The organism is Paenibacillus sp. D51F (genome assembly GCF_053345695.1).
In genome coordinates this window covers 25,230-44,636 of record NZ_JBKFAO010000016.1, presented here as the reverse complement: position 1 = coordinate 44,636, position 19,407 = coordinate 25,230, and the positions used below count along the sequence as shown (strand labels likewise).

Annotated in this window: 19 protein-coding genes and 1 riboswitch; of the genes, 7 read left to right on the top strand and 12 right to left on the bottom strand. The window is 59.6% G+C overall.

Going from position 1 to position 19,407, the window contains the following annotated elements:
- Nucleotides 1–95: 95 nt before the first annotated feature.
- Nucleotides 96–317 (top strand): TM2 domain-containing protein, encoded by a 222-nt coding sequence (locus tag ACLBWT_RS20900; RefSeq protein WP_447665087.1) that lies wholly within the window; start codon nucleotides 96–98, stop codon nucleotides 315–317.
- A gap of 69 nt (nucleotides 318–386) precedes the next feature.
- On the opposite strand, the gene ACLBWT_RS20895 is transcribed toward ACLBWT_RS20900, so the two are convergent.
- Nucleotides 387–1,970, bottom strand: a complete 1,584-nt coding sequence (locus ACLBWT_RS20895; RefSeq protein ID WP_447665053.1) for an ATP-binding protein — start codon at nucleotides 1,968–1,970, stop codon at nucleotides 387–389.
- A 240-nt stretch (nucleotides 1,971–2,210) separates the two neighbouring features.
- On the opposite strand from ACLBWT_RS20895, the gene ACLBWT_RS20890 reads away from it, so the two are divergent.
- Nucleotides 2,211–2,363 (top strand): DUF1540 domain-containing protein, encoded by a 153-nt coding sequence (locus ACLBWT_RS20890; RefSeq protein ID WP_076359549.1) that lies wholly within the window; start codon nucleotides 2,211–2,213, stop codon nucleotides 2,361–2,363.
- A gap of 208 nt (nucleotides 2,364–2,571) precedes the next feature.
- Nucleotides 2,572–3,114 (top strand): VOC family protein, encoded by a 543-nt coding sequence (locus tag ACLBWT_RS20885; protein ID WP_447665052.1) that lies wholly within the window; start codon nucleotides 2,572–2,574, stop codon nucleotides 3,112–3,114.
- A 111-nt stretch (nucleotides 3,115–3,225) separates the two neighbouring features.
- Here the strand turns inward: ACLBWT_RS20885 and ACLBWT_RS20880 are convergent, their stop codons facing one another.
- On the bottom strand, nucleotides 3,226–3,444 hold the full coding sequence (locus ACLBWT_RS20880) for a hypothetical protein (RefSeq protein WP_447665051.1): 219 nt from the start codon (nucleotides 3,442–3,444) through the stop codon (nucleotides 3,226–3,228).
- Nucleotides 3,445–3,838: 394 nt separating this feature from the next.
- Between ACLBWT_RS20880 and ACLBWT_RS20875 the strand changes: the two genes are divergently transcribed.
- The 4 genes from ACLBWT_RS20875 (at nucleotide 3,839) to ACLBWT_RS20860 (ending at nucleotide 7,550) form a co-directional block, all read left to right on the top strand.
- On the top strand, nucleotides 3,839–4,312 hold the full coding sequence (locus ACLBWT_RS20875; protein ID WP_447665050.1) for a DUF2231 domain-containing protein: 474 nt from the start codon (nucleotides 3,839–3,841) through the stop codon (nucleotides 4,310–4,312).
- A gap of 184 nt (nucleotides 4,313–4,496) precedes the next feature.
- Nucleotides 4,497–5,435 (top strand): exonuclease domain-containing protein, encoded by a 939-nt coding sequence (locus ACLBWT_RS20870; protein WP_447665049.1) that lies wholly within the window; start codon nucleotides 4,497–4,499, stop codon nucleotides 5,433–5,435.
- Nucleotides 5,436–5,718: 283 nt separating this feature from the next.
- Nucleotides 5,719–7,314, top strand: coding sequence for a DUF2339 domain-containing protein (locus ACLBWT_RS20865; RefSeq protein WP_447665048.1), 1,596 nt, complete (start codon nucleotides 5,719–5,721; stop codon nucleotides 7,312–7,314).
- A 2-nt stretch (nucleotides 7,315–7,316) separates the two neighbouring features.
- Nucleotides 7,317–7,550 carry a DUF2339 domain-containing protein gene (locus ACLBWT_RS20860; protein ID WP_447665047.1) on the top strand — a complete coding sequence of 78 codons (234 nt, stop codon included), beginning with the start codon at nucleotides 7,317–7,319 and terminating at the stop codon, nucleotides 7,548–7,550.
- Nucleotides 7,551–7,674: 124 nt separating this feature from the next.
- On the opposite strand, the gene ACLBWT_RS20855 is transcribed toward ACLBWT_RS20860, so the two are convergent.
- The 10 genes from ACLBWT_RS20855 to ACLBWT_RS20810 all read right to left on the bottom strand — a co-directional run bounded on the left by ACLBWT_RS20855 (nucleotide 7,675) and on the right by ACLBWT_RS20810 (nucleotide 19,261).
- Nucleotides 7,675–8,457, bottom strand: a complete 783-nt coding sequence (locus ACLBWT_RS20855; protein ID WP_447665046.1) for an exodeoxyribonuclease III — start codon at nucleotides 8,455–8,457, stop codon at nucleotides 7,675–7,677.
- 126 nt (nucleotides 8,458–8,583) lie between these two features.
- The gene (locus tag ACLBWT_RS20850; protein WP_447665045.1) at nucleotides 8,584–9,885 is read right to left on the bottom strand and encodes an ABC transporter permease; all 1,302 of its coding nucleotides are present in this window, start codon (nucleotides 9,883–9,885) and stop codon (nucleotides 8,584–8,586) included.
- A 2-nt stretch (nucleotides 9,886–9,887) separates the two neighbouring features.
- The gene (locus ACLBWT_RS20845) at nucleotides 9,888–10,586 is read right to left on the bottom strand and encodes an ABC transporter ATP-binding protein (RefSeq protein WP_447665044.1); all 699 of its coding nucleotides are present in this window, start codon (nucleotides 10,584–10,586) and stop codon (nucleotides 9,888–9,890) included.
- Nucleotides 10,583–11,713, bottom strand: coding sequence for a hypothetical protein (locus tag ACLBWT_RS20840; RefSeq protein ID WP_447665043.1), 1,131 nt, complete (start codon nucleotides 11,711–11,713; stop codon nucleotides 10,583–10,585). The genes ACLBWT_RS20845 and ACLBWT_RS20840 overlap by 4 nt, the downstream gene beginning before the upstream one ends.
- Entirely contained in the window at nucleotides 11,710–13,770 is a 2,061-nt protein-coding gene (locus tag ACLBWT_RS20835; protein ID WP_447665042.1) for an alkaline phosphatase, read from the bottom strand. Before ACLBWT_RS20835 ends, ACLBWT_RS20840 begins: the two co-directional genes overlap by 4 nt.
- Before the next feature lie 153 nt (nucleotides 13,771–13,923).
- On the bottom strand, nucleotides 13,924–14,436 hold the full coding sequence (locus ACLBWT_RS20830; RefSeq protein ID WP_447665086.1) for a M15 family metallopeptidase: 513 nt from the start codon (nucleotides 14,434–14,436) through the stop codon (nucleotides 13,924–13,926).
- A gap of 399 nt (nucleotides 14,437–14,835) precedes the next feature.
- The gene (locus ACLBWT_RS20825; protein ID WP_447665041.1) at nucleotides 14,836–15,339 is read right to left on the bottom strand and encodes a C40 family peptidase; all 504 of its coding nucleotides are present in this window, start codon (nucleotides 15,337–15,339) and stop codon (nucleotides 14,836–14,838) included.
- A gap of 5 nt (nucleotides 15,340–15,344) precedes the next feature.
- Nucleotides 15,345–15,508: riboswitch (cyclic di-AMP (ydaO/yuaA leader) on the bottom strand.
- Nucleotides 15,509–15,846: 338 nt separating this feature from the next.
- Complete coding sequence (locus tag ACLBWT_RS20820) at nucleotides 15,847–16,086, bottom strand: hypothetical protein (RefSeq protein ID WP_447665040.1); 240 nt, start codon at nucleotides 16,084–16,086, stop codon at nucleotides 15,847–15,849.
- A 343-nt stretch (nucleotides 16,087–16,429) separates the two neighbouring features.
- The gene (locus tag ACLBWT_RS20815) at nucleotides 16,430–17,260 is read right to left on the bottom strand and encodes a hypothetical protein (protein WP_447665039.1); all 831 of its coding nucleotides are present in this window, start codon (nucleotides 17,258–17,260) and stop codon (nucleotides 16,430–16,432) included.
- Nucleotides 17,261–17,287: 27 nt separating this feature from the next.
- Entirely contained in the window at nucleotides 17,288–19,261 is a 1,974-nt protein-coding gene (locus ACLBWT_RS20810) for a M1 family metallopeptidase (protein ID WP_447665038.1), read from the bottom strand.
- Nucleotides 19,262–19,407 lie beyond the last annotated feature (146 nt).

Genomic DNA, 19,407 nt, shown 5'->3' with positions numbered 1-19,407 from the left:
GCCAGCAGCAAGCTCCGATGGTATTCATGAACGCGGGCGGCGCTTCGAGCTCCTCCAGTTCGGCTGCAAGCTCCGGTTACGGCGCCGGCATCCCGATGGTCCGCAAAAGCAAGATCGCAGCGGCTGTGCTCGCCATCTTGCTGGGGAATTTCGGCATCCACAAATTCTATCTGAACAGACCTGGTACCGGAATTCTGTATCTGTTGTTCTGCTGGACTGGAATTCCCGGCTTCATCGGCCTCATCGAAGGCATCGTGTATTTGCTGAGCAGCGATGGGGCCTTCGACTCCAAATACAGCACGTTCGCGAGAATGTGAAGCACGAAAATAAGGGTCGCGGAATCATTCCGCGACCCTTTTTCGTTATGGCGGCATTCGGAGTATCGGCTACCGGCCGCTGCCGGCAAGCGGAAGCTCCAGCGTGACGACCGTGCCTTCTCCCGCGATGCTGTCGATGGCAAAGCTGCCTTCATGCGCGGCCATGATGCGCTTGACGATCATGAGCCCAAGGCCGTTGCCGCCCGGCTTGGTCGTATGGAACGGCTCTCCCGCCCGCTTGAGCCCTTCCGCGTCGATGCCTGCTCCCGTATCCGAGATCGAGATGGATTGACGGCCGTCAGCCGCCTCCAGCGTAATCGAGATTTCCCCGCCGCGCGGCATGGCTTCGGAGGCGTTGCGCAGCACGTTGAGGAACACCTGCTTCATCTGGTCGCACTCGCAGAGCAGCAGCCCGGAGCTCTTGTATTCGCGTCTTATCGAGATGTTCTCCAGGCGGCATTGGAATTCGAACATTTGAAGCGTCTCTTCCAATAGGCCGGAGCATTCCCGGATAGCGAGCTGGCGCGTCTTCGGCCTGCCGAGGACGAGAAAGTCGTCTGTGATGAGGTTGATCCGCTCGATCTCGCTCATGAGCAGGGAGTAATGGGCAGGATCAAGCTGGCTCGAGGTGAACTGCAGCATGCCCTTGATCGCGGTGAGCGGATTGCGGATTTCATGCGCGATGCCGACGGCCAGCTGGCCGGCAAACACGAGCTTCTCATTATGGCGGAGCTGCTCCTCGGCCCGCTTCATTTCCGTCGTCTCCCGCAGCGTGCCCGCAGTACGGATCAGCCGCCCGTCGCCGCCTACGATGGGAACGATGTCGAGGATGAAATGCTTCTGGACGCTGAAGCGCTTGTCCGAGAGCTCGAGTCCTACGATGTGATCTCCGCCTTCGTCCAGAAGCCGACGGAAGCAAGATCCGATGACAGGCAGGCTGCGCGCATCGAGGCCTTCGTACTTATCTGCGAGGCTGAGCATGCGGGACACGGAGTCGTTCAAGGTCAGAATCGTTCCGTGCTCATCCGTCAGGACCACGCCGAAGTGGGTTGTTTCCAGCAGCGCTTGCGTCAGAATCTGCTGCTGGGTGTTCTGCTTGCGCAGCAGCAGCTCCCTCTCGATGGAATCGGCCATCGTGCCGAGCAAGGCGAGCAGCTGGGGATGGGCGTTGTCGGCTACGGTCATGATCGAGATAGTGGCGTATATCCTGCCCGAGCCTCCCGGATCCGGCAGAGGCGCCGTGTAGCAGGCCATCTGCTGAAGCGGAAGATGATAGTGTTCGGCTCCGATCACCTGCACGGGTTCGTTGCGCTCCAGGCACAGCGTGATGGAGCTGATGGCGGTCTCCTCCCCGTAACGGACGCCTTCGACTATATTGAACTCGTGAAGCGAGCAGATCATGGCCGGATTGCCTCCGAAGCCGAGCACATGGCCCTCCCCGTCGGAGACGGCAACCAGCATCGGGTCCTGCGGCAGCAAGCCGAGGAATCGTTCGGCCAGATCAAGCGACACCTCGAGCACATCGGCGTAATCGGACTTCCTTTGACGAAGGGCGTCGGCGGCAAGCCGGTCCTTGAAATCGGGTATAATGGAGGAATCCAGCCCCATGGCATGGTAATATCGTTTCAATTCCTCGAAATCAAGCAACTCCATTCTCTGTTCTCCTGTCTGAACACTCGTTACTTTGAGAATACCATAAACGGGCCGGTCAACTCTCGGGGAAATTTGAAGTCTTGCATTGCAGACTCTATGTAAAACAGGGTATCATGGCAGTAGGTGTACGTGTATGAGAACGCAAATAAGCCCGATGAATCGCTGGAATCGATTCATATCAGGCTATTTGAGGTAAAGGAATTGTACACCCTGACAATTCAACCATGGAGGTGAATCATCATGGCAAAAGACGTTCTGTGCGAAGTGAACTCCTGCAAGAACTGGGCCGACGGCAACAAATGCAGCGCTTCGTCGATCTACGTGGTCAGTCACCGTGGACAAGCCAGCCAATCCGAAGAGACGGATTGCAAAACGTTCGAACCGAAACTGTAATTCACATATGATTTCTCTTGGGGCAGCCGTTGCAGCGGCTGTCTTTTCATTATGCTCTTCTACTATAATAACCAATAATGATAATTGTTATCAAGTGGTTGAGAGAAAAAGTTTTTAACCCTCATCAGCTTTTCATGTTGGCAGCTCTCTCCAGATCCATAGAGGCCGATTGATAAAAAATGGCTCTTCCGGCATCCGGATATTTGATATGATGGAAACAAAAATGGAAGGATATGGACGTCGACAGGCCGAACGGCCGCCGGTCCGCAAGGAAGGAACGGAGGGGTACAGGCCTGGCGTGGCGCCGAAGGCTTTTAAAATGATCCATGGAGGGAAAACGATGAGCGACAACGAGGAGACGTTCGGATCGGCAGTTGCTGCAAGTCCGGTCAAAAACAAGGTCGGCAGCTATTTCGTTCCGGTAAGGAATATCGAGGCTTCCCGCAGCTGGTACTGCAAGGTGCTGGGGCTGATGGAAGCCGATTGCCCGATCCATTTCGGGCATCTATGCCCGCTGCCGATGCAGGGAACGGGAATGATCCTCGACACGATGCCCAAATGGGGAGGCAGCGATCCGGACGGAGCTCCGTCGATCCAGACGCCGGCGTTCATGCTTCTGACCGATAAGCTGGAGGAATCTCTCGCTTATATGAAGGCGCTTGGCGTCAGGCTCGTGACGGAAATCGAGCATGACCAGTGGTTTGTCGTTCTCGACCCGGACGGCAATAAGCTGATGATATGCAGGGAATAAGCAAGAAGCCCCGTCGCTGCCGCAATCAGGCAGAGGACGGGGCTTCTTGCCGCTTCCGGAGTCTGGGCTGCTGGTGCCGGCAAGCAACCGCCGGTCCGGGGGATACAGAACCTATCGATCGGGGGTACCCGCCATCAGGACTCCTTCGAAGGATTGAACGGAATCGTATTTCCGCAGCATAGTTAGAAACATTCCGTAGTGTCTTTTTTCATCCAGCAGGATCATTCTCCAGACTTTGTTGATCTCTTCCATGGTTGAGTTTGCAATATGGTTTGTATAATCATTGATTGCAGTCAACTCAGCTCGCTTCCCTTGTTTTGCTGGTGACAAAGCTCGGTTTTCCTTGCGGTTGCCCCCCCGGAACGGTATAGCTCACCATCTTTAACCCTTGATTAGGTAAAGTGAATGGTTAATCTTATGCATTTTTTAGGGCTTATGATGGTTGACGAGGAAGGTAGGGGAAAGGTGGGATGTGCTGTTCTGCTCTGCAGCCTTGTAGATATAATTTTTCGGATCATGCGCGTCTTCTTAAGAGAATTTAATTTTGCTCGTTTATATTGAAACCACAAGAACGCATGAAGCCATCCTTGGATCGGAGGAATCGAAATGGCGAGAATGAACAAGGAGTGGATTGTCCTATAGGAACATAAAATGAACGCAGCTCATGGTTGCCAACAATTGTACGGTGGCATAAAAGAAACAATTAAAGGAGGAAAAGCAACTTATGCTGACTGAAATCATGAACCATCTGCACCCCATTATCGTCCATTTTCCAATTGCCCTTATCTCCATCGGCCTCGTATACGATCTTGTAACTTCGGTTGTTCATCGTTCCCTGCCGCCAAGGAAAGGACTCTGGTTGTGGTTGGCGGCGGCATTCGGAGCATGGCTGTCCGTAGCGACCGGTCCGGAGGAAGATGCCCGTGGCAATACATCATTTCTCGAAATTCACTCCATGTTGGCCGACATCACGGCCTGGGTCGTCACTCTGCTCGTATTGGGCAGAATTATTATGGCATTCAGAGGCAACCGGTCTCTTGTCAAAATGACTTTGGCGGTATATCTGGTTCTGTCTATCGCTTCGTTCGGACTTGTGCTCGGTACCGGCTATTATGGGGGCAAGATGGTTTATTCGAACGGAGTAGGCGTCAAAGTCAACGGAACGGCCGTCAATCCTCCGCGAGCAGACAATCATTAATGAATAAAGAAGAAGGGCGAAATCCAATAGCGAGGAGCTATCTCGGAGTTTCCTCTGAAGCTGAAGGCTTGACGGGCATCCCCTCCGCTGTCGACGCTTGATATAAAGGCCGAATGCTCCGCTGTGCTTGATCGTCCAATATCGTGTATGATGGGAACAATGGATATTGCAGCGGAGGTTGAGCATGGATTATATCGTGTTGGATATTGAGTTCAACGGGCGGAAGTTCGCCAGCGACAAGCCGATGGAGGTAATCGAGATCGGCGCGGTCCGGCTGAACGAAGCCTTGGAGAAGATCGACGAGTTCACGGCGCTGATCAAGCCGGTTTATTTTGCCAAGCTGAACAGCTTCATTCGGGAGAAGACGGGCATACCGCAGGAGGACATCGATGCGGCGAGCGGGTTTGTTCCGGTCATCCGTCATTTCCTGGCTTGGCTGGGGAAGAGCGAGGTCTGCACGTTCGTGACATGGGGCGGCGAGGACATGAAGCGGATCGTGCTGGATACCCGCATGCACAAGCTTGACGATGCCTACTGGCTCGCGGCTTCCTATTATGATCTGCTCAAAATCTATTTGCGCGCGCGCAGCCTGACCAATGATGTCAGCGTCGAAGCGGCTTTGGCGGAGCTTGCCATTCCGGCTGAAGGCAGCGCCCACCGGGCTCTTGACGACGCCCGCATGACGGCGGAGATTTTCCGCCGCATCTTCCCTGACATTCAGCATGAGACTGACGCGCGGCAGTACAAGGACACCTACTCCAACGCCAAGGAACGGAGAATGGTGAAAAATGCGATCCGCGGCCTCGCCGTGCAGAAGGTGCAGCCGACTTGGGAGCTGGTGGCCGATAAGCTGGCCCAGGCGAAGGTAGACATGGACAACGCCAAAAAGGCGGCGGAGCTTCGGGACTACTACGAGGCAGAGATCGTGAAGGCGCCGAAGCGGCCGCAGACTCCGCGTCCAGGCATGCGTCCGGCTGGTGAATCGTCCGCCGAAGCGGCAGACGTCTCGGAAAGACAAGCAGATCAGGAAGCTGTAATCGTTTCGGAAGAACCGGCGGTTGATAGCGAGGCGTCTGCAGATTCATCCGGGCAATCCCATAGCGGGAGAGGCGCGGACGCTTAAGTCATCCCTCCTTGGATTAAGGCAGTGAAACCATAGAATGGCCTTTCCGTTTTGGACATGTCCGTTTGGGGTCGGAGCAGGATTGGCATGTGCATACGATCTGTGCTGCAGAATGCCGGCGATTCATCGTCGGCGTTTTTTTATGGAAGCTCAATGGATAATCAAGGGCTGTGAACCGATATAATCCTGAAATGGGATTTGGAAGGGACTGGATGCGTGTAACTTAAGTTGGAGCGGCTTCGCAGCAAGCCGGCATATTTTAGCGTTCAAAAGGGGATAGCAAATGAAGCTCGAAGAGAGAGTCGAACGATTGGAACGGCTTATTCAGGGCTTGGCGCTCGAACTGGCGGAGCTGAGGCAGCAGCAGGCTGCTGACCTGCCGTTGTCCGGCGGAGAGCGGCGGGAAGGCGCTGCGGCGCCGGCATACGGAAAGACCGAGGCCGCCGAGCAGGCAAGCGGGGGGCAATCCTCCGAGCATCCGCTGCAGACGGCGCCGGCCCGATCTCATGCAGGGGGCGGGCATCCGTCCATGCCGGGATCTGCTCCGAGGCCTGCCGGTCCTTCCGGACATGCGGCAGCGGGAGGGACCGCGCCTTTGCAGGCTGCTCCTCGCCCGCCCGCCCCTCCAGTCGATTGGGAGCATCTGCTCGGCAGGGTGTGGCTGCCGCGGATCTTCATCGTCGTGCTGCTGCTCGGCGTGCTGTGGGGCTTCGCCGCAGCCGTCAATGCGGGCATGATCACGCGCCCGGTCCGCTGCTGGCTCGGCGCAGCGGCGGCGGCATGCATGTTCGCAGCCGGCATCCGGCAGATGCGGCACAAGCGGGAAGCGCTCGGCCAGGCGCTGCTTGGCGGAGCGCATTCGCTGCTCGTGGTGACGTTGTTCGCGGCGCATATGCTGTACGGATTCTTGTCCGTTCCGCTGGCCTGTGTCCTTTACGGTATCGCCATCCTGCTGTTTGGCGCGACAGCGCTCGCCTACCGCTCGCAGTCTCTCATGCTGCTCGCCATGGCTGCCGGATGCTTGATTCCGTTTCTCCTTGATTCCGATGCTTCCCATGTCTCCATTCTTGTCGCTTATGAAGGGCTGTTCGCGGCTTCCGCGCTGCTTATCGGCTGGAGGCTTCAGTTCCGCTGGGTGTACGCCGCTTCCTACGTGCTTCTGCAGCCTTCGCTCCTCGTCGCCGCCCTTCTTGGAGCCGGCGATGGAGCGGAATGGTGGTTCCTCTGCGCCCAGCTCTTGCAGCAGGCTATTCTCCTGGCAGCGTACCTGCTGGAGAAGCGGGAGGCTCCGGTCTACTCCGAGCGGAGAGGGCTTGTGTTCACTTCCTTTGCGGTTACGGCAGGGTGGGCATACCTGCTGCTGATGCCGAAGCATGAAAGCCAGTATTTGATCCTGGTCGGGATCGGCGCGGCTGTCTACAGCCTTCTGGCTTACTGGCAGCTGTCCAAGAAAAAGGAAGCGGCCGAACTGCTCGCCGTCACGGCGACGCTCGGATGGATGCTGCTGCTTCTCGAGTCGCTGCCGGGCACTTATGCGGGAGCGGCACTCGCGGTCGAAGGGACGCTGGCTCTGGCGATCGGCCTGCGCATCCGCGCTCCCTACCAGCAGGGAGCGGGGGCGGTCATATTCTTCATCGGCGCGATGCGGATTATCGGGATGCCCATCGATGCCGTCGCATCGCCGGAAACCTTGAGCTGGATCGTCCTGCTGGCGGGCTTGCTGGTCCTGTACAGAATGGTCCTTGCGAATAAACAGAGCCCGCAAGCGAAGCGGGGCGCCGGAGCGCTGTTATGGCTGACCGGAATTCTTGGCCTGGTGTTCTTGACCAACTCACGCTGGCAGCGTCGAGGCTACTGGAGACGGACAGCCAAAGGCTGATCTTGTCCGCGGTATGGATCGTCTATGCGATTGCGCTGATCACGGGCGGAATCATGCTGCGGCGGCCGAAGGCCCGGCTTGCCGGCATGCTGCTCGTGCTGCTCACCTTGCTGAAGGTCATCTTCATCGACGTTCCAGGCGTGACGATCGCCGTCCGCGCGATTCTGTTCATCGGTCTCGGGGTGGTGGGCATCGCTGTATCGCGGGTCATGTACAGCAAGCAGAAAAGCGAGTAGAAAAAGAGGGTCCCGCGAGGGACCCTCTTTGCCGTGCCTCCAGAGCGTATCCGCCCTTGGGCATGCCGATGCGTGCGGCTTCCGCTGCAGAGGCATCGGCCGCCTTGCTTGCTATCGCGGCGTCCTAAGCTCCCGCAGAGGCGCGGCCCGGCTCTTCCGCCAGCTCCAGCACGACCGGACAATGGTCGCTGCCCAGCACGGCGCTGTCGATGGAGGCGTCCTTCAGCAGCGGACGCAGCCGCTCCGAAGCCAGGAAATAGTCGATGCGCCAGCCGATGTTCTTCTCCCGCACCTTCGGCATGAAGGACCACCAGGTATAGGCGCCCTCGGCTTCGGGATGGAAGTGGCGGAACGTATCGACGAATCCGGCTTCCAGCAGCGTCGTCATCCGGCCCCGCTCTTCCTCGGTGAAGCCCGAGTTGCCGCGGTTGGCGCGCGCATTCTTGAGGTCGATGTCGTGATGCGCAACGTTGAGGTCACCGCACAGGATGACGGGCTTCACGGCATCCAGACCTTGAAGATAGCGGAGGATGCGCTCCTCCCATTCCAGCCGGAACGGAAGGCGGGACAGGTCGCGCCGGGAGTTGGGCGTATAGACGTTGACCAGATACCACCCTTCGAATTCGAGGGTGAGGATGCGGCCTTCTTCCTCGAAGTCGTCCTCGAGTCCGTACCGGACGGACAGCGGCTTGATCCGGGTCCAGACGGCCGTTCCGGAATAACCCTTGCGAACCGCGTAATTCCAGAACAGATGATAGCCTTCGGCATGGTCCAGCTCGATCTGGCCTTCCTGCAGCTTCGTCTCCTGCACGCAGAAGATGTCGGCATCCATATGATTGAAATAATCGGCAAAGCCTTTCTTGACGCAGGCTCTCAGCCCGTTGACGTTCCACGACACCAGTTTCACTTGCATTCTCTCCCCGCTTGCGGCATGGCTTATCTGTGCATGGCTTATTTGTGCATGGCTTTATCTGTCCAGTGTACCATGGCCGGGCTCCGGGCGGGGAGGAAGGAAGCCATTGGAGGGAGGAAGCTATTGGATCGCGAGGTAGCGGGCAGTCTCGGCCCGGTAGGCGGCCAGCGCAGGAATGAGTCCGGCTGCGATGCCGGCCGTTAGCACGATGCCGGCGATGCCAAGATGGGACCACTGGAATCCGACCGTCACGGCGATGGAGACGCGGGAGCTGATATAGCCGGACAGGACGGCGGACAAGCCATAGGCTCCGGCGATGCCGAGGGCGCAGCCGAACAGCATGACGATGGAGGATTCCAGCAGCACGATGGCCATCACATGGCGGCGGCCGGCGCCGATCGCGCGCAGGATGGCGACGCTGCGGCGGCGCTCCATCGCCGATCCGTACAGGGAGAGGCAGACCGTGAGGCCTGCCATGCCGAGGATGACGTATCCGATGCTGCGCAGAGCCTGCTCGCCGCTGCCCAGCATGTCGAACAGCTTGGCCAGCGTCTGCCCCGGCAGCACGGCCTGCGCTTCTTTTCCGGCATTCGTCTGCTGGTACAGCTTCATCAGCCCGATGTAGCTCTTGGGCTTGACGAGGACGGCCGTCACTCCGCGGGCAGCTTCGTCCTCATCGAAAACGTCAGACACGGCCGGACCAGGCGCGGATGAAGCCTCGGCAGAAGAAGACAGTTCCTGTCCGCCTGCGGCCGCTCCGCCTTCCTCCTCTTCATGCCCATGCTCATGGCTGATCCAATAGCTGTCCATGCTGACGTAGATGCCCTGGTCGGAAGGAGCAGCTACCGGCTTCAGGATGCCGACCACCTCATAGGGATGATCTGCATGCTCATCCGGCTCGGCGGAGACGACGACTCCATGCTCGGAGACGAAGCGGTCCCCGACCTTGAGCCCCTCGCGCGAGGCGACCTCCGCTCCGATTACCGCCTGGAAGGGGCCGCTGAACAACCGTCCTTCACGAAGGTTGAAGTAGGGCGGATCGGCAGGGCGGCCCTTGAGGTCGAAGAAATCGGCGCTTGTCCCGACGATCCGGAATCCCCGGTACTGGTCTCCGAGAGCGAACGGAACGGCTGTCTGCACCTCGTCATTCGCGGCCAGCTTCTCATAGTAGGCATGGCTGAGGTTGTCCAGCGGGCGGTCCATCAGAAATATGGTGTTGAACACGAGCTGGTTGGCGCTCCCCTTGGAGCCGATCAGGAGCCCGAACGGCTCGCTTGCCCGCTCGATGCCTCCGCGCACGCCCCCGGAGAGGACCAGAACCGCCAGCGTGACGGCGATTCCGACAAGAACGACGGCGGCTGTCAGGGCGGTTTGGACTTTGCGGGCCATCAGATTGCGGATGGCCATGCTCAGCAAGGACATGGCTAGGCTCCTTTCGCCGGCGAGAGCGGCCTGAGCGACAGCTCCCGCATGGATACGGAGCCGTCCATGCGTGCCGCCTGCTCGAGGTCATGGGTGCAGAGAAGGAGCGCGGCGCCCGTATCGGAAGCGGCGGCAAGGAGCAGCTCCATGATCTGCGCCGCCGTCGCGGCGTCCAGACTGGCTGTCGGCTCGTCGGCCAGCAGCAGCTCCGGGCCGTTCACGAGCGCCCGCGCGATGGCGACGCGCTGCTGCTCGCCCTGGCTCAGCTGGGCGGGCCGGTGGTGGAGGCGGTGTCCGAGACCGGCCTGCTCCAGCAGCTCGGCGGCTCTGCCGCGCCGGGCGCGCTTGTCGAGCACCCGGCCGAAGCTGGCGGCGGCGAGCACGTTCTCCAGCGCCGTGAAGCCGGGCACCAACTGGAAGCTCTGATGCACATAGCCGATATGAGCGGCTCGCAAGCGGTCGAGCTCCGCCTCTCGAAGCTGGTCTGTCCGCTTGCCCATGAAGGTGATGGAGCCTTCCGTCGGGCGCGAGATGCCTGCGATCAGATGGAGCAGCGTGCTTTTGCCGGAGCCGCTCGGTCCGACCAGCGCCTTGCGCTCGCCTTGGCGCAGCTCGAAGAAGGGGATATCCAGCACCGGCATCATGATGCCGCCTTGGATGCGGAACCGCTTGACCACTTTCTCCATAGAAACCAATGTCATTTCAACACCTCCGTCTTGTCGGCATTGATGCGGATCAGGCTGACGAAGCCTGTCTCCTCGTCGGTCATGGAGCCGACGCTCAGCGTCCCGGTAATCTTGACCTGATGCTCGGTCGGCGTCATCTCCGAGCCTTTCGGCAGATTGATGACGACGATATCGGTCGGCCAGTCCGCGTCGGAGGAGCAGAAGGGGCAGATCGCCAGCGGGATGCGGGTAAGGACGAAGAAGCGGACGGTCGCCGTCAGCGGCGGAGCCATGTAGCCGATCATTTCCACCTTTTGCCTGTCGAGCTCCTTGAGCTTGTCGGAGAAGGTCAGTCCCCGCACCGTTTCCTTGCCGTACAGCTCGGAGAAACGGATCGTCTCGGGTCCGTCCAGACTGGAGCGGACGGTCGGCGGAGAGGAGCCTGCCGGACTCGGCAAAGGCGAAGCCGAGCTGCCGGGCGAGCTTGCCCTAGGGCCGGAGGATGCCGGCGGGCCATCGGATGCAGCCGGGGCCGGGGATGCGCTCGCGGCAGGCTTGGAGCCGGATGCGGGTCCGGCGGGCAGCCTGCCCTGCGAGGGAGCCTGCTGCTGATGCTCCGCATCCGGGCTTGCGGCTGCATATGCCGTCCCCGGCGTTTTGACCGCAGCGGGGCTTGCTCCGCCAGCAGGCTTGCCGCCGTCGGACTGCTTGCCGGATGATAGTCCGGCGCCATCTTGCGCTGCCGGCGCCTCTGCTCCGCGATCAGCCGGCACCGGATTCGCCTTGCCGGAAGACGCGCCGGCAGCATCGAGTCCTGCTGCTGCATCGGCGGAGTCTCCGGCAGCATTTCCTGCCTCGTCGCGGCCCGCCGTTCCGGCCGCAGCGTCAGGAGCCGGGGGCGCCTGGCTTGCCGCCGCCGTTCCGCCATCCCCGGAACGCTCGCCCTGCTCCGCGGAAGGCGACGTTCCGGCTCGTCCGCTTGCCGCGCCCGTACCGGCCTCCGCGGGGGCCGCAGCCGCCTCGCCGAGGGAGGCCGAAACGGAAGAAGGCTCTCCCCCTGAAGGGAGAGCCTTGGTTCCGCAGCCGGCCAGCAGCAGCCCGGCCGCCGTCAGCCCCGCAAGCAGCGGGACCGGACGGAAGAGTGTCGCCGGACGGCTCCTCATTGGCCGAGGGAAGCCAGCAGCGAATCGCTGGTGACGATCAGCTTGCCGTTCTCGCTTTTGAACTTCAGCGGCACCGGCTTGTTGTTTTTCTTCGCAATGCCCTTGTCCATGTACAGCACGAGCTTGCTCGCTCCGGCGTTCACGAAGGTAACGTGTTTGGCGGCATCATAGGAAGTGCTGCCTCCGACGGACTTCAGGAAGCCGTCCAGCTCGATCCAGGTCTGCTTGTCCGGCTTGCTGCCGTCCAATTTCAGGCCGAGCGCCTGAGCCATGCCGAAGAACACTTCGGTATTGTCCAGCGTGCCTTTGAAATAATCGGAGCCAGGGCCGTGAGCCATCAGAGTTACGTCGTCGGCGGAATGGACCTCGACGCTTTCGGACTTCGGCAGCGTGCCCGTATGGAGGTACTTGTCCTTGTCAGGCGCGTCCGGATTGGCCAGCGTTCCCGGATTCGCGATATAGGCATCTCCGGAAAGGACGGCCGGAGCCTGGGGAACGGAGCTGAACTTGTAATCCTCGTAATAGTCCGGCGTGGCGCCGAAGACGACGGCCAGCTTGCGGTCGACATCCGGCGTATCCGGGAAGCCGTCCTTGTCGGAATCGGTGTAGGTCGGGAACTTGGACTGCTCATAGGTGCGCACCGCTTCGCGTCCCGTCTTGCCGTCGCCTTCCCAGTACGTGCCGGCGATGCTGGCGGAGTGGGCATGGTCGGCCGTCGCCAGGACGAGGGTGTCGCCCGATGCGTCCGCGTAACGGCGAGCCTCGCCGATTGCTTTGTCCATCTCGATCGTATCGTAGGCGGAGCGCTCCCAGTCCATCGTATGCAGCTGCTTGTCGATGCTGGCGCCTTCGACCATCAGGAAGAAGCCGTTCTCGTTCTTGCTGAGCACCTCGATCGCTTTCTTGGTCATGTCCCACAGATTCGGCTGGTCGGTGAACGACTTGAGCGCCGCCGTGTTTTTGGTCGAGCGGTCGTAGTAGACGTTCATGTCGCCGGTATGGAACAGGCCGAGCAGCTTGGAAGGCGTTCCGGAGCTTTTCAGTCCCGAGGCGCTCTCCACGAATTTGTAGCCGGCTTTCTCGAAGCCGCTGATGAGATCGTTCTCGTCCTTGCGCTTTGAGCCGGCAACCGATTTGGGGAGGAAGTAGGCCGATCCGCCGCCCATGACGACTTCAGGCTGAAGCTTCAGCAGCATGTCGGCGATCTCCGGCTTGTCCGCGCGGCGGCGGGTATGGGAGACGACCGCGGCCGGCGTCGCGTCCTCGATCTCCGAGGTCGTGACGATGCCGACCGACATGCCGCGCGTGCGCTTCAGCATCTCGGCGAGCGTCTCGACCTGCGGATCGTCCAGCGAGCTTTCCGTATTGTCCGGATAGACGCCGAGGGCGTTCACGGCGGATTTGTGGCCGGTATTGTAGGCGCTGGCGCTGTTGGCCGAGTCGGTGACGATGGAATCCATGCCGGAGGTGGTGACGACGGCGCGCTGTTCCAGCTTGTCCATTTCCATGAGGCCGTTGTACTTGCCCTCGGTCAAGCCCTTGGACATCGCGCGGGCGATCGTGATGCTAGGCTGCGACATGCCGTCCCCGACGAAGAGGATGATGTTCTTCGCCTTCTTGCCGGCTGCGGAGGTGGTCACCGCTTGATAGGAGACCGTGCGGGACAAGGAGCCGGCCGTCACCTTCACGGTGTAGGAGCCCGGCTTGTCCAGCGATACGCCGCGGATCATGAAGGAGGAGCTTGAGGCGGTGCTGGTTTTTTCGAAGCTTTTGCCGAAAAATGCTTCCGCGCTTTTGCCGTTGATCTGGATGCTGACGGCCGAGGCATCGCCTGTCCAGTCGTTCAATTCCACGCGGAAATCGAATTTGCCGCCCGCCAGAAACTTGGCATTATGGATTGGAGCTACATAAATGGACGGCGCCGCTTTGGCCGTCGCGGCCGCTTCGGCTGCCGCCGCAGGAGCCGAAGTCAGCTCGGCCATTCCGATTCCTCCTGCTGCCATGGCGCTCGCAAGCGCCGCCCCGAGAAGCATTTTACCTGCTTTTGCTTTCTTCATCTCCCCAAAACCCCTCCGCTACTAGAAATGAATGCACTTTCACAGCGTAAGAGAGAATGATTAAGCAGGTGCTAACGATTTGTGAATAGTTGGTAAATCAAGAAAACGCCTGCGAAGCCGCAAGGCGTTTTCATTCATGCATGCATTCGACGGCTATTTCTTCTCCTCGGCAGCTGTTCCGTCCTCCGGAGGGCGATTGCCGTTTTTCAGCTCCCAGATCGAATAGCCGAAGTCCATTTGCAGATGGGGATTGTCCGGGAACTTGGGCCAGTCGCCGCCCCATGTGAAGCCGAGACTCTTGGCGATCGCGACGACCTCCAGCCAGTCGGCCTTGCCGTTCTTGTTCCCGTCGTATTCCATATCCCAGATGATGTCGCCTGTCCGGTCCTTGAGAGCGAAGTCGATCGCCAGACCGTAGTTGTGGTAGGATTCTCCGCCGCGGGCATGGGTCACGATGGAGCCGCCGCCATCCCGGCCTTTGCTGTAGAGGACATCCTGCTCCGCCGAGCTGCGGAAGCCGTCCGTGATGACGACTTTGATGCCTTTTGCGGCGGCCCGCGAGATAAGCTCGTCCTTTTTCCCGTCCAGCACCGGATGCAGCTGCGTAACGGGAGGCACCTCCCGGTATAGTCCCGGAGGGACGAACCGGTCGAACAGGCGCGGCATCTCCAGCTTGAAGAGGGCAGCCGCCGCAAGTACGAGTCCCGCCGCAAGCAGCAGGCAGCCGAGGCCGCTTCTGCGCCGGGTCTGAGTCCGGCCTGCGGACTTGGGGCTGCGGCCCTTTTGTCCGCCCGTCATGGGGCTTTGCTGCATGAAGGTCTCCTTTGCACGTTCGCTTTGTTCAAGCTTATACGAGCGGGAAGGGCAAAAAGCTTCAGGAAACGGCTGATCGGCTTGGGATCTGTTTCCAGTTGGAGCGGATGGGGTAAGGATAGAAAACGAGCTGGAAAATGCTGACGCCGGCAGCCGGGCGCCGAGCATGCGCAAAAGCAAACAAACCGCTGGCCGCCGCCCCGAAGGGCTGGCTGCTGCGGTTTGCGCAAGGGGATCCGGATTCAGGACAGGCTAGTCCACATCGGGACTGCCGTCAACCGTATCGGCTGGATCGTCGGCGTATTTCTCGTACTTGGTGTCGTCCATGATCCGGCGTGCGGACACGTAACGCTTCGTGTAGTAGGAATCGCTCAGGCTGCTGATCATGACGCCTTTGCTCGACGAGGAATGGGCGAACTTGCCGTCCCCGACATAGATTCCGACATGCGAGACGCCGCGGCCGCTCGTATTGAAGAACACGAGGTCGCCCGCCTTGAGATCAGCCTTCGCGACTTTCTTGCCCAAGCCTGCTTGGGAAGAGGAGGAATGCGGCAGGGAGATCTTGAATTGCTTGAATACATAGGACGTGAATCCGGAGCAATCGAACCCGTTCGTCGTCGTTCCGGCCGTTTTGTACGGCGTTCCGACGAGATCGCTGATGACACCGTCCATTTTGGAATCAGCCGCTGCGCTGCCTGCGCCTGCAGTGAACAACAGAGAGATTCCGAGGATGAGGCTTGCTGCTTTCTTCTTCAAGCTTGAGTAGCTCCTTCCAGAGCCTACGAGGTTAGCTGTGGGGTTCGGTTGAAGGTTCCCTATGATTCCTGCGGCATGCGTGACAATAGCTGACGGACGCCCAAAATCAATTCACCCTGAAAGTGGTTCCCCCGTTTCCATGTTCAACGGAATTCGGCATTTTGATGATACTGGAAAACATATTCTTGCTTTTCGCCCCTTCTCCTTCCCAAAACGACATTTTCTAATAATTCTCATGTTTCAACGAGAAGAAGACGGCGTTTACATCCGGATTATATGGGAGCTGACCTCCCTTGAACAGACAAAATGGCGACTCTTCCCTATTTATGCAACCGGTATGGCAATCGCTCCATATTGCCTTTCCTGACGGCCGCCGATCGGACGCAGAAGACTGAGAAGACTGGCGCTGCCGCCAGTCTTCTTTGTCTTTTCTTAGAAGGGGATGCGACTACAAAAAGCCCCGTCTTCTCCAGGAGAAGGCGGGGCTTGAATGATTCCGCAACCGGATCAAACCGTATAAAGGACGTCTTCCATCAGGGTAAGCAGCCGGGATCTCATTCCGACCAGCTTCATCAGGGCTTCCTCCTGCAGGCTGCCGGTATCCGGGCTGAGCAGGGCGTGCTCGCTGCTGATCGCCTCAAGGGCCTTGCCTGTGTTGGGATTCAGGTCGTAATGCTCAAAACGGAAAAGCAGCTCGGCGGTGGATTGGTGGAGCTCTTCATAATAAGCTTGAATTTGTTCGGTCATCGTTCGATTTTCCTCTCTGGTTTGGTTATTTTCTCTATTCTGCTGTTCGATGTATGGGGCGGCCCCGAGAGAGCCGGCGATTGTGTGCGGAAACTTCGCTTACAGCATGCCCATCGTTGTTTTCATTGCTTGCTTGCATCTGTTCTTCCGATCCGATAGCGGGCAGCGGATGGGGAGCGGGAACCCATCTGCCGGCTCTGGGATAGGAACCGATATGCGTGAGTCGAGCGGAAGCATAGGGTGCCCGATTGCCTGAGAAGGTATTAAACCGGCAGACGCTCTTTGAAAACAAGTCGTAATTGTCAGAGAATTTTCACAATTGTACGATGGAATTATTGCTTTGTCAACTAATGTGACGCGAATCCTCCCAGCAAGCGTACTGTGATGTCAGCAGCCACAAGTCAAGCAGCGTGCGGACGAGATGATAGGCTTGCTGGATGACGAGGGCGGCCAATCCGGCCCATGCCATCGCTGCGGCGCTGAAGCCGGCACCGATGACGCCGGAGAAGAGGAGCAGGGTCAGGCTGAGGCCGGCCATCGGGAGCAGCCGTCTGCAGGCGGCCGATAGGGACGCCGAGACTTTGAGCCTGGATACCGCTCCGAGCTGGAGAGAGAGGCTGAGCAGATGCAGAACCCCGATCCACAGCAGCCACGCTGCCGCCCAAGGCAAAATGCTGACGGCGATTTCCTGCAGGGAGGATCCGTTCTTGACCACATCCCATGCCCGGGAGCCGAGCCACCAGAGAGGAGCGACGGCAAGAAGCGTCTCCGCCCAGTAGAGAAGCAGGACCGGCTTCCATGCCTTGCGCATGCCCTGCAGGAATAGCGTGCCGCCTTCATGTCCCGCCGCGGTATGGTGGATGGAATAGAACAGGCCGGCATTGATGAGCGGCGTGACGATCATGCGGGAGAGCAGCAGGGCGGCCAGCGTCCACAGGACCGGCTGGGCGAGATCGGTCTTCATCAGCCGGAACTGGGCTTCCGCCCAGAACAGGGCATCCGCCCCTTGCGAAGGCTCGTTCGCTCCGGGATACCGCCGAAGCAGCGGTCCGATAATGGAGTCGACATAGCGGTAGAGGAAAAATCCCCACAACAACCGGTACAGGAACAGGGCGACGGCCACCGGCAGATGCTTGATGGTCAGGCGCCACCCTTGCTTGAGATAAGTAGACACGTTTGAGACTCTCCTCTCTTCGGGCCGCTACCAGGCGAACGCTCCCGCAATCCATTCCAGCGCCTTCACGATGCCGAGGCTGATCCGGACCTCCTGCTTGCGGGGAGCCTCGGCTTTCAGGAAGTTGTTCATCTGCCGGTTGTCCAGCACGTTGGTGCGGTCCGGATCGACCGCGGCCCAGAGCAGCGGGGAGGGGGCGGTCAGCTTGTAGAGCATATCCGATTCAACCCCGTCCCAGGTGCGTGAGGCCGTAGAGCCGTCGGCGAACTTGAAGGTGACCGGGACCGGGCCGTAGACGCCGCCGCCGCGCTTGACGAGCACGTCGGACTCGTACATTTTGGAGGCGCCGGAGTCCGCCGCCTTCGAGACCCGGATGGAGGCGACCGAATAGTCGGCCATCTCGCCTCCGTACACGAACTGGCTGAAGTAGTCGTCCCAATTCTGCTTGCTGACCTGCTCGACGACTTTCTTGAAGTCCGCCGTGGTCGGATGCTTGAATTTATATTGGTTGAAATAGGTCCGCATGATCTTGTTCATGATGTTCATGCCGACCCGGTTCTCGATGCCGGTCAGCACCAGCTTGGCGCGGCTGTAGACATTGTCCGCATACCGGCTGTGCGAGCCGAACGACCAGGAAAGCAGCTTGAGCGGGGCGGGATCGGTAACGTAGCTCGCCTCCAGCGCCGTGCGGGGCTCCACTCCGTATTCGCTCTCCATGACCTTGTCCTCGGAGTAGGAGGTGAAGCCTTCGTCCAGCCAGGCTTCCTCGAACTCGTTGGAGGCGACCATTCCGTACCAGTACTGATGGCCGATCTCATGCACGACCGTCCGCTCCAGACTGTAGCCGGGATTGTCCGTCTCGGCGGCGAATGCGGTCACGAGCGTCGGATATTCCATGCCGCCGGCGCCATTGGCCCCTTTGGGAGGGACGACGATGGAGAGAGTGCTGTACGGGTAGCTGCCGTACCACTGGGCGTATTTGGCCAGGGCCGACTTGGCTGCGTGCATGTAGCGCTCTTTCTGCTCCTTGTGCAGCGGATCGAGATAGAGCTTGATGCGGACTCCGGGAACGCCGGGAGCGGAGAAAGGCTCCTCGCTGTAAAGGAAATCGGGCGAGGCGGACCAGCCGAAGTCATGTACGTCCTCGGCATAGAACGTATATTGCTGCCCGCCTTTGGCCGCTTCCAGCTTCGTCTGGACGCCTGTGGCAGCGACTTTGTAGCCGGCGGGAACTTCGATCTTGACGGAATACACGCCGAAGTCGCTGTAGAATTCCGAGTTGCCGTGATATTGGTGGACGTTCCAGCCTTCCGCGCTGCGCGTGCCGGTGCTGGTCGTGTTGTAGGCCGCGATCTTGGGGAACCACTGTCCCGCCATCGTGAAATCTCCCGAATAGCCCATGCGGGCGAACACCTCGGGAAGCCCGACGGTGAAGCCGATCTGGAGCGTGACCTCCTCGCCCGGAGCGACCGGCTGCGGCAGCTTGAGCTTGGCCAGCGTGTAGTCGTCCTTGTTGCCGTCGTCGGGCTGCACGTAGTGGACTCGAGGCAGCAGGCTCTCCCCGTTCTCCGTCTTGAAGGAGTCGAGGCGCATGTAGCCGATGCTGCCTGCAGTAGCCTTGTCGTTCCGGAGCTTTCCGCCGGATTCCTTCATGAACGTGGTTTTATCCGACAAGAAGGCATTCGGATACAGGTGGACATACATGTCCGAGACGGTTTTCCGTCCGGGGTTCTTCCAGGTGACCGTCTCCGTCCCGGTCAGCGTGCGTCCGCTGAGCTTGACCTGAATCTGGTAGTTGGTCACTCTTCGGGACAGCGGCTCCGCTTCCGGCTCCGGGGCGGGAGAGCTCTCGGCCGCCGGCTCCACGCCGGGTTCATTTCCAGCAGCGGCATATGTATAAGAAGTAAGTCCGTGATGTCCGCTGCCTTGGAACGGAGCGAGGAGAGATGTGGTGAAGAGCAGGGCGAGCAGCAGTGTTTTGCAAGTTTGGCTTGAGGCCATGGACCGGTTCCCTCCCGTTGACAAGCTTCTAAGGCATGTATATGTTTGCTTTTGCCTGATTATTAGCTAAAATGGAATTTATCCGGACGAACTCCCGGCCCGTCCCGCCAGCAAGCGGTTTGACGGGCTTTCATAGGCAAATGAAA

What these genes read in the sequence shown, in the direction of transcription:
- ACLBWT_RS20900 (WP_447665087.1), top strand. Translation starts at nt 96, where the DNA reads ATGGTCCGCAAAAGCAAGATCGCAGCGGCTGTGCTCGCCATCTTGCTG.
- ACLBWT_RS20895 (WP_447665053.1), bottom strand. Translation starts at nt 1,970, where the DNA reads ATGGAGTTGCTTGATTTCGAGGAATTGAAACGATATTACCATGCCATG.
- ACLBWT_RS20890 (WP_076359549.1), top strand. Translation starts at nt 2,211, where the DNA reads ATGGCAAAAGACGTTCTGTGCGAAGTGAACTCCTGCAAGAACTGGGCC.
- ACLBWT_RS20885 (WP_447665052.1), top strand. Translation starts at nt 2,572, where the DNA reads ATGATGGAAACAAAAATGGAAGGATATGGACGTCGACAGGCCGAACGG.
- ACLBWT_RS20875 (WP_447665050.1), top strand. Translation starts at nt 3,839, where the DNA reads ATGCTGACTGAAATCATGAACCATCTGCACCCCATTATCGTCCATTTT.
- ACLBWT_RS20870 (WP_447665049.1), top strand. Translation starts at nt 4,497, where the DNA reads ATGGATTATATCGTGTTGGATATTGAGTTCAACGGGCGGAAGTTCGCC.
- ACLBWT_RS20865 (WP_447665048.1), top strand. Translation starts at nt 5,719, where the DNA reads ATGAAGCTCGAAGAGAGAGTCGAACGATTGGAACGGCTTATTCAGGGC.
- ACLBWT_RS20850 (WP_447665045.1), bottom strand. Translation starts at nt 9,885, where the DNA reads ATGTCCTTGCTGAGCATGGCCATCCGCAATCTGATGGCCCGCAAAGTC.
- ACLBWT_RS20845 (WP_447665044.1), bottom strand. Translation starts at nt 10,586, where the DNA reads ATGACATTGGTTTCTATGGAGAAAGTGGTCAAGCGGTTCCGCATCCAA.
- ACLBWT_RS20840 (WP_447665043.1), bottom strand. Translation starts at nt 11,713, where the DNA reads ATGAGGAGCCGTCCGGCGACACTCTTCCGTCCGGTCCCGCTGCTTGCG.
- ACLBWT_RS20835 (WP_447665042.1), bottom strand. Translation starts at nt 13,770, where the DNA reads ATGAAGAAAGCAAAAGCAGGTAAAATGCTTCTCGGGGCGGCGCTTGCG.
- ACLBWT_RS20830 (WP_447665086.1), bottom strand. Translation starts at nt 14,436, where the DNA reads ATGCCGCGCCTGTTCGACCGGTTCGTCCCTCCGGGACTATACCGGGAG.
- ACLBWT_RS20820 (WP_447665040.1), bottom strand. Translation starts at nt 16,086, where the DNA reads ATGACCGAACAAATTCAAGCTTATTATGAAGAGCTCCACCAATCCACC.
- ACLBWT_RS20810 (WP_447665038.1), bottom strand. Translation starts at nt 19,261, where the DNA reads ATGGCCTCAAGCCAAACTTGCAAAACACTGCTGCTCGCCCTGCTCTTC.